This is a genomic window from Pollutimonas bauzanensis (genome assembly GCF_040393045.1).
Lineage (GTDB): Bacteria > Pseudomonadota > Gammaproteobacteria > Burkholderiales > Burkholderiaceae_B > Pollutimonas > Pollutimonas bauzanensis_A.
The window spans coordinates 43331-57923 of record NZ_JBEBUX010000007.1; the positions used below are offsets into that span (position 1 = coordinate 43331).

At 55.2% G+C, this 14593-nt stretch carries 15 protein-coding genes; 2 read left to right on the forward strand and 13 right to left on the reverse strand.

Annotated features, from left to right (window positions below; all coding sequences use genetic code 11):
• Nucleotides 1-22 precede the first annotated feature (22 nt).
• On the forward strand, nt 23-1000 hold the full coding sequence (locus ABWO67_RS02185; protein ID WP_502929947.1) for a Bug family tripartite tricarboxylate transporter substrate binding protein: 978 nt from the start codon (nt 23-25) through the stop codon (nt 998-1000).
• A gap of 113 nt (nt 1001-1113) precedes the next feature.
• On the opposite strand, the gene ABWO67_RS02190 is transcribed toward ABWO67_RS02185, so the two are convergent.
• The 13 genes from ABWO67_RS02190 to metE form a co-directional block, all read right to left on the reverse strand.
• Complete coding sequence (locus ABWO67_RS02190) at nt 1114-1245, reverse strand: entericidin A/B family lipoprotein (RefSeq protein ID WP_353146853.1); 132 nt, start codon at nt 1243-1245, stop codon at nt 1114-1116.
• A 59-nt stretch (nt 1246-1304) separates the two neighbouring features.
• Nucleotides 1305-2000 carry a fumarylacetoacetate hydrolase family protein gene (locus tag ABWO67_RS02195; RefSeq protein ID WP_353146856.1) on the reverse strand — a complete coding sequence of 232 codons (696 nt, stop codon included), beginning with the start codon at nt 1998-2000 and terminating at the stop codon, nt 1305-1307.
• Nucleotides 2001-2537, reverse strand: a complete 537-nt coding sequence (ppa, locus tag ABWO67_RS02200) for an inorganic diphosphatase (protein WP_353146859.1) — start codon at nt 2535-2537, stop codon at nt 2001-2003.
• A gap of 36 nt (nt 2538-2573) precedes the next feature.
• Complete coding sequence (locus ABWO67_RS02205; RefSeq protein ID WP_353146861.1) at nt 2574-4094, reverse strand: heme biosynthesis HemY N-terminal domain-containing protein; 1521 nt, start codon at nt 4092-4094, stop codon at nt 2574-2576.
• Between the two features lie 3 nt (nt 4095-4097).
• Nucleotides 4098-5435 carry a uroporphyrinogen-III C-methyltransferase gene (locus ABWO67_RS02210; protein ID WP_353146864.1) on the reverse strand — a complete coding sequence of 446 codons (1338 nt, stop codon included), beginning with the start codon at nt 5433-5435 and terminating at the stop codon, nt 4098-4100.
• A gap of 27 nt (nt 5436-5462) precedes the next feature.
• Complete coding sequence (locus tag ABWO67_RS02215; RefSeq protein ID WP_353146867.1) at nt 5463-6266, reverse strand: uroporphyrinogen-III synthase; 804 nt, start codon at nt 6264-6266, stop codon at nt 5463-5465.
• Between the two features lie 32 nt (nt 6267-6298).
• Nucleotides 6299-7246, reverse strand: a complete 948-nt coding sequence (gene hemC / locus ABWO67_RS02220; protein WP_353146870.1) for a hydroxymethylbilane synthase — start codon at nt 7244-7246, stop codon at nt 6299-6301.
• 3 nt (nt 7247-7249) lie between these two features.
• Nucleotides 7250-7378: a hypothetical protein gene (locus ABWO67_RS02225; protein WP_353146873.1), complete on the reverse strand. Its 129-nt coding sequence runs from the start codon at nt 7376-7378 to the stop codon at nt 7250-7252.
• Entirely contained in the window at nt 7365-8084 is a 720-nt protein-coding gene (locus ABWO67_RS02230) for a TerC family protein (RefSeq protein ID WP_353146876.1), read from the reverse strand. Before ABWO67_RS02230 ends, ABWO67_RS02225 begins: the two co-directional genes overlap by 14 nt.
• Before the next feature lie 198 nt (nt 8085-8282).
• Nucleotides 8283-9164, reverse strand: coding sequence for a succinate--CoA ligase subunit alpha (sucD, locus tag ABWO67_RS02235; RefSeq protein WP_353146879.1), 882 nt, complete (start codon nt 9162-9164; stop codon nt 8283-8285).
• Nucleotides 9165-9186: 22 nt separating this feature from the next.
• Nucleotides 9187-10347: an ADP-forming succinate--CoA ligase subunit beta gene (sucC, locus tag ABWO67_RS02240; protein WP_353146882.1), complete on the reverse strand. Its 1161-nt coding sequence runs from the start codon at nt 10345-10347 to the stop codon at nt 9187-9189.
• An 86-nt stretch (nt 10348-10433) separates the two neighbouring features.
• Nucleotides 10434-11015, reverse strand: coding sequence for a DUF2889 domain-containing protein (locus ABWO67_RS02245; RefSeq protein ID WP_353146885.1), 582 nt, complete (start codon nt 11013-11015; stop codon nt 10434-10436).
• Nucleotides 11016-11044: 29 nt separating this feature from the next.
• The gene (gene metE / locus ABWO67_RS02250; protein WP_353146888.1) at nt 11045-13339 is read right to left on the reverse strand and encodes a 5-methyltetrahydropteroyltriglutamate--homocysteine S-methyltransferase; all 2295 of its coding nucleotides are present in this window, start codon (nt 13337-13339) and stop codon (nt 11045-11047) included.
• Between the two features lie 130 nt (nt 13340-13469).
• Here metE and ABWO67_RS02255 point away from each other — a divergent pair, with 130 nt between their 5' ends.
• Complete coding sequence (locus ABWO67_RS02255) at nt 13470-14387, forward strand: LysR family transcriptional regulator (RefSeq protein WP_353146899.1); 918 nt, start codon at nt 13470-13472, stop codon at nt 14385-14387.
• The last annotated feature ends 206 nt before the right edge of the window (nt 14388-14593 follow it).

Sequence of the window (14593 nt, forward strand, 5' to 3'; positions counted from 1 at the left end):
CGCCTCAATAAAGGAATCTTGAATGTCGACTACATCAGCAGCTTTTCTGACCAAAATTGGCGCCTCATGTTTGCTGGCGCTCTCAATGGTGGGCATTGCCAGCGCCGACACTGCACCTATCAGGCTGGTCGTACCCTTCCCCCCGGGCGGCAGCACCGACATCGCATCCCGCATTATTCAGCCCAAGCTTGCTGAACTGCTTGATCGGAACGTTATTGTCGAAAACAAACCCGGAGCAGCCAGCCAGATCGCCAGCCAGTATGTTGCACGTGCAAAACCCGATGGCAACACTTTGCTGGTCAGCTTTGACACGCACGCCATCAATCCCATCGTAAAGTCGGATCTTCCCTACGATACCTTCAAAGACTTCCGAGGCATTGCATTTGCCTTACGCTTCCCGCTGGTCATTGGCGCTTCCGAGGCCACGCCTGGTAAGAATCTGAAGGAATTCCTGGCAATAGCCAAGAACCAACCTGAAAAGTTCAGCTATGGGTCGACAGGAGCCGGATCACTGAATCACCTTGCAGCCGAAGATCTGAAGCGCCAGGCAAAAGTCGAGATTCTTCATGTCCCGTTTGGCGGCGGCGGGCCAGCTGTGCAAGCTGTGCTGGGCAATGTGGTCAACTTTACGATGCTCAGCTACGCGGCAATGAAAACGCACATCGCAGCCGGCAAGATCAAACCTTTGGCAGTTACTGGCACCACTCGCCTGCCCGATTTACCCAATACACCCACAGTGCAGGAATCAGGCTTCCCCGGCTACGAAGCCTACTCGTGGATAGGCATATTTGCCCCTGCAGCGACACCGGACGACGTAGCCAACACGCTGACTACCGCTTTCCAGAAAGCGCTGAATGACAGCGAAGTCAAAGGAAAGCTGACTGCCTTGGGATTTGACGTGGTAGGCACCGATGGCCCCAGCGTGGACAAATATACGGTCGAACAATATAAGCGCTGGGATAAGTTTGTGAAAGAAACCGGACTTTCGTTGACAGACTGAACCGTCGCCGCACGCATACGATAGTGCCAGATAAAAAGAAGCGCCTGCGTTTACACGCAGGCGCTTCTTTTTATGCAAACTGAGTTGGCCAGGATTAACCCCGGCCTAATGCTTTATTTATCTGCAGACCTGGTAATAGCATTACCCGCCTTGCTGATGTCTTCGCCAGCGCCGGCCATGGTATTGCAACCTGCCAAAGCAAAACAACCGATCAATGCCAGAGATGCAAGAATTTTAGTAGCCATGGTGTTCCTTTCGAGATGTAGGTATTTTAAATGACAAGTGAACAGATTCTAATACAAGACTAGCCGATTTTCACATGAAGCTCGCCCAGACCGGCGATTGCGCCAACCAGGGTATCGCCCGTTACCACAGGGCCTACGCCTTCGGGGGTTCCGGTGAAAATGATATCGCCGGCTTTGAGCTCGAACAAGCCTGACAAGTAGGCAATGGATTCGGCCACATTCCAGATCATTTGCGACAAATCGCTGGACTGTTTGACGGCGCCATTGACGCTTAGCGAGATAGCACCGGAATCCAGTGTGCCGACTTGTTCGCGCGGATGCAGCGGACCAACCGGCGCAGACTGATCAAACGCCTTGCCAACTTCCCATGGCCGCCCCTGTTTCTTGGCTTCGCCTTGCAAGTCGCGGCGCGTCATGTCAAGGCCAATACCGTAGCCCCATACGCATGCAGCGGCCTGTTCGACAGTCAGATCGCGTCCGCCTTTATCCAAAGCGACAACCAGCTCGATTTCATAATGCAGATTCGCCGTCTTGGGCGGGTAAGCCATCAGGCCGACCTGCCCATCAGCCACATTAAGCAATGCATCGGCGGGCTTATTGAAGAAAAAAGGATCCTCGCGCCCGGTAAACCCCATTTCTTTGGCGTGTTCCGCGTAATTGCGGCCAACGCAGTAAACACGGCGCACAGGAAACACGGCATCGGAACCCGCTACAGGAATCGCAGCAACAGGAAGCAAAGGAATAATCGTGTTCATTTAATTGCCACCTTTCGCGTAGCGATCAGCACCATCGCGGATTTCCTTAATGGCGGCGTCACGGCCTTCCCAGCCTTTGACCTTGACCCATTTGCCTTTTTCCAGATCTTTGTAATGTTCAAAGAAATGCTGAATGCGGGCGAGATCTTCAGTCGGCAAGTCTTCCGGCTTCTGGATATGGCGGTAAGGAGGATATAGCTTGTCGACCGGCACGGCCAGCACCTTGGCATCGCCGCCTGCTTCGTCGTCCATCATCAAGACGCCAATGGAACGGCAGCGAATGACTGCCCCGATCTGGATTGGAAACGGAGCCAGCACCAATACGTCGACGGGATCCCCATCGTCAGATATGGTTTGCGGAATGTAGCCGTAGTTGCAGGGATAATGCATGGCAGTCAGCATGAAGCGATCCACGAATACCGCGCCGGAGTCTTTATCGACTTCGTATTTGACCGGATCCGCATTCATGGGAATTTCTACAATGACATTGAATTCTTCTGGCAAATTGTTGCCGGCCGGCACACGGTCTAAACTCATGCTACTTTCAACCTTAAAATTTAAATGTAAAAAAGATCAGGATCGACTGGAACCGCGTGGCGGCCGGTCGGAAGTTTGGGACAAATCGACGCCCGGAATTGGCGCGCTGTCAAAATATTCGTCAAGTTCAGCGTCTATAGCAGAATGAGGCGATGAACCCGTAGCTATCGCAGGCTCCCTTGGAGGCGAAGCAGGAAACGGCGCTGAACCGATGACATCGTCGTCGGTGAAATCGGCCGCGCTGGCTGCAACAGGTGCAGCGTCCACATGCCTTACCACATGGGCTTCCGGCAGACTTTCCACATCGATAAGCGTAGGGTCGCCACGAGTATCAGCCGCCGGCAAAGCCCGATTGATGGGCAACACAGGCAACACGCCAGCAACACCGGATGCCAGGCGCCAATGCGTCATTGCGTCCGCCGAACGGCCCAGGCGATCGTATAAATTACCCAGCAAGGCGTGAATACGCATATCGCTGCGTATTTTCATGCTGCGCAGCAGGTAATGTTCGCCCTGCCCCCATAGTTGTCCAGTAAGACACAGATTACCCAAGGTAGCCAGCAAGACCGAGTCTTCAGGATGGGATTTGAGCCAAACTTCGGCTTTGCTAAGCCGGCGGGCGACCAAGTCGGGCGGGCATTGGGAATAAGCGCTAAGCAAGCGCGGTTCCAGCTTGACGTTGATTGCCGCCTCGAGAATCTTCGAGGCCTCTTCGTAATTGCCTTGCCCTTCCTGAATAGCAGCGCCAGCCAGCGCAATATCAGGCAAGCACCGCTCTTCGCCCTTCAGGTCACCCCAAATGGATTTGAATCCATCGGCCCCACCTGCATGCAAGCGAGCCGCCGCAGACGTTTCGATGAGTTGCAAGGCTTCGGCCTTGTCGATGACGCCGCGGCGCGACAGCAAGCGCGTAAGTTCGTAGACGCGATCATGATTGCGCAATTGGCGATGGGCGCGCAATAGCAAACGGGTTGCATGAAAATAGCGCGAACTGGCGTCTTGCAGCGGCTGCAATAACACCAATGCGTCTTGCGGCCGATTCTGATCCAGGTACATTTCGGCGGCTACCGTCGCGGCGGCTTCGCGCAACCTTGGGTCTGTACCGGCGCTTTCCTGCGCAAGGGCCAGAGCCTGGTCGCGGCGCGTGTATTCGCCCAAATGATGGGAAGCCCGGGCTGACGCCAAACCGGCCAAGACTTTGCGGCTACTGGAACGAGTGCGCCCCAACAGCTTGGAAAGCACTTTTTCCGCTTCCGTATAGCGACCTTCCAGCACATTGATCCAGCCGCTTTCCAGCAGCTTGTAATCATGATTCTGTGCACGCAGGCCGCGCCATGACCGAAAACGCTCCGGACCCCTGGATATCCACACCAGGACACGCAACACCACATACAAAATAATAAAGCAGCCCAGTATCAGCAAAACCGCCAAAGTCAGCGACAGCTCGACACGCCAGGGTTGCGCCACAATCAGCACGTTACCGCTGTGGTCACGTAAAACCAGCGCCAATCCGACGGCAGCTACGAATACCAGCAGTGTCCAAAACCATGTTCTCATTGCTTACCCCTGTGGCGTAACTGGCGCCGCATCGGCAGGCTGTGCGGAAGGCTGTTCTGAAGGCTCGGCCTGCCCGGACTCGTCGGTTTGAGGGCTTTGCTGCGAACCCGCATCGGGCTCGCCCTGCGGCTCGCCGGAAACACTTGGGTCGGTTGCGTCAACCGCGCTGTCCCTGGCCGATTTGGCACTGGCTTCGCGCAAGGCTTCGACAGCCTGCAAGCTGTTAGTGACCGTTGGCAACTTCAGATCGATGGACGTATCGGCCATTTGGCGAGCCAGCTTCAGCGCTTGGCGAGCCTGCTGTGATTTTTGGTCATAGCGGCTTTCCACGGCTTTGACCAGCGCATCGGTTTCAGCTTCCCATACCTTGGGCTGGCGCATCATCAGGGCCAGCTGCGCCGTCATAATGCGTAAACGCAGGTTTTCGCGGAAACGCGTGGCCTGGTCAGGCGACATCAACAAGGCAGTGGGGTCGTCGACCCGGCGAACCGTAATGAATTGGCCCAAATCCTGGCGTATGGACGACCAGGCGCTGCGCGACCAATCATCAGCGGTATCAAGTGCCTGACGCCACCACGGGGCTGTGCTATCAATGCCGTTTTCTGAAGAAACCGAAACAGCAGCCGGAGGCGTCGGTTCTGATTCGACAATAGCGGGTGCGGCATCGTCGGGAACCAGCAAAGGAGCTTCGCTGATCAAAGCACTTAGCTCGTCGAGCTCGGTGGACAGCAGGGCAATATCGATGGTCGATGCGGCCCGCAAACGGTCGAGGTCGCCATTGATGGTTTGAAGCAAAGAAGCCAGCCCTGGACGATTGGCGCGGGCCAATTGCGCTTGTGCTGTTTCCAGCGAAATAACTGCATTGGCGACATTGCCGCTTAACTGCAATTGCTGCTGGGCGATGGTTAATAAATGATCGACGTCGTTAAGCAGCACCAGATCGGAGCCGCTATCGGTCAGATTGCGAAATGCCTGCTCCAGGCTTTCGATATGGTTCTTGGATTCGCCCAATGCGCTTTCCAACGCCGCTATTTGCCTGGACTGCTCCTGAAGCGACGACAGCGCTTGCTGGGCCTGTTCGGCTGCCTGGTTCGCCGTACTGGCGCCAGTATTCACTTGCGTAGCCAGGCTACTGCTAGTTTGCTTGAATTGTTCTTGCTGATACCACAATGCAGCAGCCAAAGCCACGGCAAGCAACAACACAATAATGAACGCAGGCAACAAAATAGTGCGTGGTTTTTTAGCAGGCGGCGCCGCTTTAGGCTGAGGCTTTGTTGCCGGCCCAGGGGAAGCAGAAGTACCTGGGGCAGCTTGCGAGATCTCGGGTTTTTTATCAGTCATGGCGAGATTGTAATCCTAGGAGCTTTCTTAAGGCGACGTCATCTGGCCTATGGCCTGGAAAATGGCGTCATCGCTGGGTGAGCATACTTTTACCATTGGCGGCTCTGGATTGCCAGTAGCATTAATCAGGGATTGTAAACGGCTTGCAACGCGTTCATGTATCACAAGGAAACGGCACTTGACCCAAGCGGTTTCCAAGCCTAATCGCTGAATATTGGCAAAGACGGCATCGACGCTTTCACCGCTAGTCAATAAAAAAACACAAGGCTGGGACGAAGCCAGCACAGCTTGCAGCGCCGCGGCCTGCTCGTCTTGCCATTGCGCGGGCGTCCGGCCATACAAGGCCAGCCGCTGCACACGGCTACCGGCCTTTTCACATTGGGCGCCCAACCATTCGCGCCCCGACTCGCCTCGTACTATCAATACTCGGCCAAGCTGATGCAACCGGGGCTGTAACAAGGCCCACAAGGCTTCGGAATCCTGGCCCTGAGCCTCGGCATCTGGATGCAAAATCTGGGCGTGCGGGATCAAACCCGAATCGTACAAGGGCCGCGCGCTGGCGTGCCCGACCGTCGCCGCGAGCGTGCCCGCCGGCCAGGAATCGCCATTGCCACGCTGAGCCAATAAATCAAGATAAAACTTAACGGCGTTGCTACTGACGAAAACGACAAGATCATAGTCGTCGGGGGCCGGCAATTGCGCAGCATCGGTGATGAGCGGATGCAAGGTCAAGGCTGGCAGCGTAAGCGCCTGCCAGCCATCGGCTGCCAGGCGGGAGGCAAGCTGCGTGTTTTTGCCTTGCGGCCGTGTCAGTACAACGTTGGCTTTCATGGTTGCTGCAACCACTAAATGGCCGCCACGTATCAGGAGGCCGAGTCCGGGGACAAAAGCCTGGACAAAATGGCCTTGGCTCCCTTTTCGAGCAATTCTTGTGCTGCCTGCTCGCCCAGCGCCTGCGCCGAGGAAACCGGACCGGAAGCGTGAGAGCGAATGATCTGTGAACCGTCGGGTTCAGCCACTAGTGCGTCGACATGCAGGGTACCGTTATCCAACCAGGCAAAGGCCGCCAAAGGCACTTGGCATGATCCGCCAAGCACCCGTGAAACCGCACGCTCTGCCGAGGTGCAAGCCGTAGCTTCAGCGCATGCCAATGGCGCAAGAATAGCCTGCATATCGCTGCGGGATTCGAGAATCTCGATACCCAAGGCCCCCTGACCTGCTGCCGGCAAGCTTTGCTCGACAGACAGGAAGCCCCGTATACGAGAGGCCAGGCCCAAGCGCCGTAACCCAGCTGCCGCCAGGATGATGGCGGCATAGTCGCCACGATCCAGCTTGCCCAGACGGGTATCGAGATTACCCCGCAAGGCCTGAATTTTCAGTAATGGATACTGCTGGCGTATTTGCGACTCGCGGCGCAGGCTCGATGTACCGACAACCGCCCCGGCAGGCAAGGCGTCCAGCGAGGCGTAATCATTGGAAACGAAAGCGTCGCGAGGATCGTCGCGTTCAAGGATGACCGACAAGGCAAACGGGCTTTGCATATCGACCGGCACGTCTTTCAACGAATGCACGGCCAAGTCTGCGCGCCCGTCCAGCAGCGCGGTTTCCAGCTCTTTGACGAACAAGCCTTTACCGCCGATTTTGGACAAGGTGCGATCCAGTATCTGATCGCCCCGCGTCGTCATGGTCAGCAAGCTGACCTGGCATTCGGGATAAAGCGCTTGCAGGCGGTCACGCACATGCTCGGCCTGCCATAAGGCAAGCCGGCTGGCACGGGTTGCGATAACCAGCTTGGAGGGTGCTACTACCATACCCTAGCCTGCCAACAGCGAGAAGATAACGGTAAGCACGATACCGATAATCGCCAGAATGCCCAAGCCTTGAAGCAGCGACAAACCCGCCTCGTCAGGCTTTTTGCGACCCGAAGATTTAAACAGCCCCATCTGTACTTCCCTTGGCGGCACTGTTACGGCTGGCTATCCATTTGCCAATCGCGACCACGAGAATCGCGCCTATGATCTCTGCGGCTAGCTTGATTGTACTAGGCTGCACACCCCAACGGCTTTCGATGAAGATATCGGTAACCAACATGCCGCCGGCAATCCAGCCCAGCAATGCCGCGCCCAATGTAACGACCAGCGGGAAACGATCAATCAGCTTCAGAACAATCGTGCTGCCCCAGATAATGATAGGCACGCTGAGCAGCAAACCAAAAATCACATAGCCCAATTGGTGATCGGGAATGGTATTTTGTGCAGCACCGGCGATAGCGATAACGTTATCCAGACTCATGACGAAGTCGGCAATAATGATCGTCTTGACTGCCGCCCAGATTGACGCGTTAGCCTTGATGTTGTCGTGGTGGTCGTCTTCTGGAACCAGCAGTTTGATACCAATCCACAGCAGCAACAAGCCGCCTACGATTTTAAGGAAAGGAATGCCAAGCAAAGTCAGTGCGAAGGCAATAAGAACAACGCGCAATATGATAGCGCCGGCCGTTCCCCATAAGATGCCTTGCACGCGTTGCTTTGGACCCAGATTACGACATGCCAATGCGATGACCACGGCATTATCGCCACCCAGCAAAATGTCGATCATGACTATCTGGAACAACGCGCCCCAGTGTAGTGTTTCAAAAAACTCTACCATCTAAATTCCTGTTTCAACGTGAAAAAGCGTTAAGAACCCCGGCACTGCGTCGAGGTATTTAATATAGCGGCTCATTGTAATTCAGGCAGTATTCTGCTTTGACTTTTACCTGAAAAATGTCACCCCGCCCCCTGCTCAATTATTGCATAGGAAAAAAAGCCTCCTGAGGGAGGCTCTTTTTTCCTACCGTATACTTCTTTACAGCACCGATTTGAGCAATTTGCCCATTTCCGATGGGTCGCGCGTAGTGCGCATACCGCAAGCTTCCATGATTTCAAGTTTGGCATCAGCCGTATCGGCGCCACCGGAAATCAATGCGCCTGCATGACCCATGCGTTTGCCGGCAGGAGCGGTAACACCCGCGATAAAGCCAACAACAGGTTTGGTCATGTTGTCTTTAGCCCATTCCGCAGCGTTGACTTCATCAGGGCCGCCGATTTCGCCGATCATGATGACTGCATCGGTATCGGGATCGTCGTTGAACATTTTAAGCACATCAATGTGCTTGAGACCATTGATGGGGTCGCCGCCAATGCCCACAGCCGTCGATTGGCCCAGACCAAGTTCGGTCAGTTGAGCAACGGCTTCATAGGTTAACGTACCAGAGCGGCTGACCACGCCGATACGACCCTTGCGAGCAATATGGCCGGGCATGATGCCGATCTTGAGTTCGTCAGGTGTAATCAGACCGGGGCAGTTAGGGCCCAGGACCAAGGACGTCTTGTTCTGGTCGCGCATGCGATTGCGCAGTTCCAGCATGTCGCGCACAGGAATGCCTTCCGTAATGCAGATGACCAGATCCAGGTCGGCTTCGACCGCTTCCCAGATGGCTGCCGCAGCGCCAGCAGGGGGAACATAGATAACCGAAACGGTGGCGCCGGTTTCTGCCTTGGCGTCTTTGACGCTGCCGAAAATTGGCACGCCTTCAAAGTTTTCGCCAGCTTTCTTAGGGTGCACGCCAGCAACAAATGCAGCTTTGCCGTTGCCGTATTCACGGCACATATGCGTATGGAACTGCCCGGTTTTACCGGTAATCCCTTGGGTAATGACTTTGGTGTCTTTGTTGATCAGAATCGACATTTACAAATCCTCAGCAATATTCTTATTTCGCGGCGGCTACGACTTTAGTCGCGGCTTCGGCCATGGTGTCAGCACTGATAATGGGCAGGCCCGATTCAGCCAGCAATTTCTTGCCTTGCTCTTCGTTGGTACCCTTCATGCGCACAACCAGCGGCACGCTGAGGTTCACAGCCTTGCAAGCAGCAATAACGCCTTCGGCGATGACATCGCAACGCATGATGCCGCCGAAAATGTTGACCAGAATGGCCTTGACGCCTTCATTCTTGAGCATGATCTTGAATGCTTCGGTCACCTTCTCGGCCGTAGCGCCACCGCCCACGTCCAGGAAGTTGGCTGGCTCGCCGCCGAACAGCTTGATGGTGTCCATGGTTGCCATGGCCAGACCCGCGCCGTTGACCAGGCAGCCGATATTGCCTTCAAGCTGGATGTAGGCCAGGCCGAATTGGCTGGCTTCAACTTCAGCGGGATCTTCTTCGGCCAAATCGCGGTATGCAACGATTTCAGGATGGCGGTACAAGGCGTTGGAATCGAAGTTGAACTTCGCGTCCAGGGCAATGATGTCGCCCGAACCGGTCAGGATCAGCGGATTGATTTCAGCCAACTCAGCGTCAGTTTCCCAGAAAGCTTTGTACAGCTTCTGGAATTCGGCAGCGGCTTTGGACACCGAGGCTTCAGGAACGCCAATACCGCGTGCCAATTCAGCGGCTTCGCTGTCGGTCAGGCCAGTCTTGGGGTCTACGAATACCTTGAGGATTTTTTCCGGCGTTTTTTCAGCGACTTCTTCAACGTCCATGCCGCCTTCGCTCGACGCCATGACGCATACGCGCTGCGTACCGCGATCGGTAACGATACCTACGTAGTATTCTTTCTTGATGTCGGCGCCTTCTTCGATCAGCAGGCGACCTACTTTTTGGCCTTCAGGTCCGGTTTGATGCGTAACCAGTTGCATGCCCAGGATTTCAGATGACAATTGGCGCACTTCATCAATGGAGCGGCCCAATTTAACGCCGCCGCCCTTGCCGCGGCCACCCGCGTGAATCTGCGCCTTGACTACCCAGACCGGACCGCCCAGCTTTTCAGCTGCGGCAACGGCCTCATCAACGGAAAAAGCAGGAATTCCGCGTGGAACAGTCACGCCAAATTGCTTCAGCAGTTCCTTGCCTTGATACTCGTGAATTTTCATTTATTACCTGTCAGAACGTAAAGAATAAGAAAAAGAACGCGTGCGCCAGTGCTGAAAAGCACGGCTGCCCGCCCTGTGAGGATGGCTTACTCGCACTTCGCCTCGACCTTAGGGGCCACATACCATTTGGGATAGAACTCTTTTGCCACAGGCCCGTCAACCCTAAGGGCATGGCACCCATCGAGTTGAAAGGGGCGCCTGGCCGGTTGGCCGGGAGCTTGCTGTTCTTTGCGGCGCTTGTTCGCCATGGTCTGGATTGCGACCGTAGGCAAGACGTACGACAGTTCTGTCATGTGGCTGCAGCCTGCCGTTTTACCGTAGCGGTCTTTGACGACCTGACGAAAATTGCGCAACAGATTCATGCCAACTAAATCCCGGTAATTGGGAGCGATGGCAGTGCAGTGTTCGTTGTACGGTGCGGCATCGTAATCGGCAACAGCGGCTGTGATCATGAACTGATCGTCAATCGTGACGCGAAGATGCATATGGTGAATAGGGTCGCCGGCGCGATGTACCGCGTCGCCGCCCTTTATGGGGAAATCGTAAGCCTTAACGTCGATCAGTTCGGCTTCGAGATCCCACTGCCCATCCTCCCGGGCATACGAGCTCACGCGTATGGAACGCGTATGCAATGGTTCGCGAGCTATGTCGGGAGGCGGTAGGGGCATTTACAAAATAATCTATGGCGAATAACCCTCTAAGTATAACGCAGAGCCTGGGCAGCACTCACCATCTTGACCAGGGCCGCTTCCGTTTCGACCCAACCGCGAGTCTTCAGGCCGCAATCGGGATTGACCCACAGGCGCTCGCGAGGCAAGCGGCTGGCGGCTTTTTTCATCAGAGCGACCATCCAGTCCACTTCGGGCACATTCGGCGAGTGAATGTCGTACACCCCTGGACCGATATCGTTGGGGTAATGAAAATCCTCGAATGCACCGAGCAGTTCCATGTTGGAACGCGAGGTTTCAATGGTGATGACATCCGCGTCCATCGCAGCAATTGCCTCGATGATGTCGTTGAACTCGGAATAGCACATGTGCGTGTGCACCTGTGTTGCTTCCTTGACGCCGCCAGTCGACAAACGGAAGCAATCAACAGCCCATTCAAGATAGCGCGCCCAGTCAGCGCGGCGTAAAGGCAAACCTTCCCGGAATGCCGGCTCGTCGATCTGGATGACAGTAATACCCGCCGCTTCCAAGTCCACCACTTCGTCGCGCAAGGCCAAGGCTAGTTGGCGGCATGTCGTTTCGCGCGGCTGGTCGTTACGCACAAATGACCACTGCAATATGGTGACAGGCCCTGTCAACATGCCTTTAACTGGCTTTTCGGTCAGCGATTGCGCATAAGCAGACCAGGCCACCGTCATTGGAGCGGGCCGCGCCACATCACCGAAGATGATCGGCGGTTTTACGCAACGCGAACCATAGCTTTGCACCCAGCCATTCTGCGTAAATGCGAATCCACCCAGCAGCTCACCAAAATATTCGACCATGTCATTACGCTCGGCCTCGCCATGCACCAGCACATCCAGGCCGACTTTTTCCTGGAAACGAATGACATGCTCGATTTCTTTGCGCATCGCTTCTTGATAGGCTGCATCGCTAAGCGCCCCGCTCTTCCAGTCACGGCGCGACACCCGAATTTCAGCCGTTTGGGGAAACGACCCAATAGTCGTTGTTGGATAAGCCGGCAGCCCTAGTTTTTCCTGTTGGGCCACGATACGCTGAGTAAAAGGCGCGCGGTCACGAACCAGAGTGGAGGACTTGGCCAGGCGAGCCTGGACAGCGCCATTATGAATGCGCACCGACTCCTTCTTGGCCTTCAGCGCTGCCCTTTGGCCTTCCAAAGCGGCTTGCGTAGCCGCTGCTGGCGTAGGCGACAGCGAATCGGCCAGCCAAGCCAGCTCATCCAGTTTTTGGGTAGCAAACGACAACCAGCCCCGCAGCTCGGCATCAAGATCCTTTTCAGCATCCAGGTCTACCGGCACATGCAGCAATGAACATGACGGCGCCAGCCAGAGGCGCTCGCCAAGGCTTGCCGCCAAAGGTTCAACGACCGTACGGGCCTGGTCAAGGTCCGTGCGCCATACATTTCGCCCATCGATCAGCCCAATCGACAGTACCTGATCATTGCCCAGGACAGCCAAAACGTCGTCAAGCTGATCGGGAGCCCGCACCAAGTCAATATGCACGCCCTGAACCGGCAAGTCCTTCAAAACTTCAATATTTTCTTTCAGATGTTCAAAATAGGTGGCCAGCAACACGTTGACGCCAGCTTCGGCCAATGTGTCGTACACGTTCTTGAACGCGTCCTGCCATTGGGCAGGCAAGTCCAGGCCCAAAATAGGTTCATCTATCTGCACCCACTCAACGCCCAAGGCCTTGATTTGTTGCAACACCTCTTTATAGACAGGCAATAGCTGATCCAGCAAAGCGAGCTTGGAGACATCACCCGCGCCTTGGGAGAATGCGTCGCCCTTGCCCAGCCACAACCATGTCAATGGACCCGGTATGACAGGTTTAACGCTGTGTCCTAAAGCCTGAGCCTCGCGGATTTGGTCAAACAAATAACTGCGGGCAATACGATAAGAGGGCTCGGGTGCCAGCTCGGGCACAATGTAGTGGTAGTTGGTATCGAACCATTTGGTCATTTCGCAGGCGGCGGCAGGCGTCCCCTTAGGCGCACGCCCACGCCCCATCCGGAACAAGGTATCGAGGCCAACAGTATCTTTATCCGATTGCGCAAAGCGAGCTGGAACGGCCCCCAACAATGTAGTCCATTCCAAAATATGGTCATACCAGGCGAAATCACCGACCGGCACGAACGCCACGCCCGACTTAGCCTGAACATTCCAATGCCTGGCCCGCAATTCCCGTCCGGTGTCCTCTAGCTCTTCCGCTGACAGATTGCCCGCCCAATACGCTTCGATTGCCCGTTTCAGTTCCCGTTGGACGCCGATGCGAGGAAAACCTAGATTATGAGTAATAGTCATGATAATTCTTTATTGAATGAAATATATTTGCTTAACGGAGCTATTGTGCCTATACAATTCATTGAATCAAAATCAAATACACCATCCTTAGTATGAATTATTTTCATTTAATGCGAGAAATTTGAAAGCAATGCTTGAAATACGCCATATGGAAACCTTGTGCGCCATACGCGATGCGGGCAGCCTTCAGGAAGCTGCCGAGCGGCTCCACGTCACCCAATCCGCGTTATCCCACCAATTGCGCGACCTGGAAGTACGCCTTAAAACGCCGCTGCTGAACCGACGAACACGCCCTGCCCGCCTTACTACAGCAGCGCTGCGCATCCTTGCTCTCGCCGACGAAGTGCTGCCGCGATTAAAGGCCACCGAACGCGAATTGCAACGGCTGGCCGCAGGGCGCACCGGCCGGCTTCATTTAGCAATCGATTGCCACTCGTGTTTTCAGTGGCTGATGCCAGCGCTGGATGCATTCAGGCAAGACTGGCCTGACGTCGAACTGGATCTGTCGGCGGCATTCTCATTTGCGCCGCTACCCGCACTGGTTCGGGGCGATCTGGATGTCGTGGTGACATCAGACCCGCAAGAAATCGACGCCGTCGAATACGTGCCGCTATTTCGGTATGAACTGGTTCTGGCCGTCTCCGCAGCCAACCCATTGGCCCAGCATAAATATATTGAACCTGAACAGTTGGCGGATCAGGTTTTGATTACCTATCCCGTAGATCGCCAGCGCCTGGACGTTTTTACGGTATTTCTTGATCCTGCGGATGTAGAGCCTGCGGCTATCCGCAAGGCAGAACTGACACCGGTCATTGCACAATTGGTCGCGAGTCAGCGCGGGGTAGCGGCTTTGCCCAGTTGGGCTCTGACCGAGTATGTGGATCAGAGTTGGCTGCGAGTATGCCGTTTGGGTCCACAAGGTGTGTGGCGTACGCTGTATGCGGCGATGCGCACTGAGGATCTGGATGCGGATTATTTGCAGGCTTTTTTGACGCAGGCTAGGGATACGTGTTTTAAGACGTTGACGGGGATAAAGGCGGTGCGTTGATGGCGGGTGGTTTCTAAGCTGCCGTGTTGTATGGTTTTGGCCGTCTATCGGTTTCTTGAGCGGCGGCTGTAGGGCTTTAGCCATTTATCGGTTTCTTGAGCCAGCTGCTGTAAGGCTTTAGCCGTTTATCCGTTTCTTGAGCGGCGGCTGTCACAGGGGCTGGGACTGGCTCAGCGCTTAGCGGCCCTGTGCTTCGCCAGGGCTAC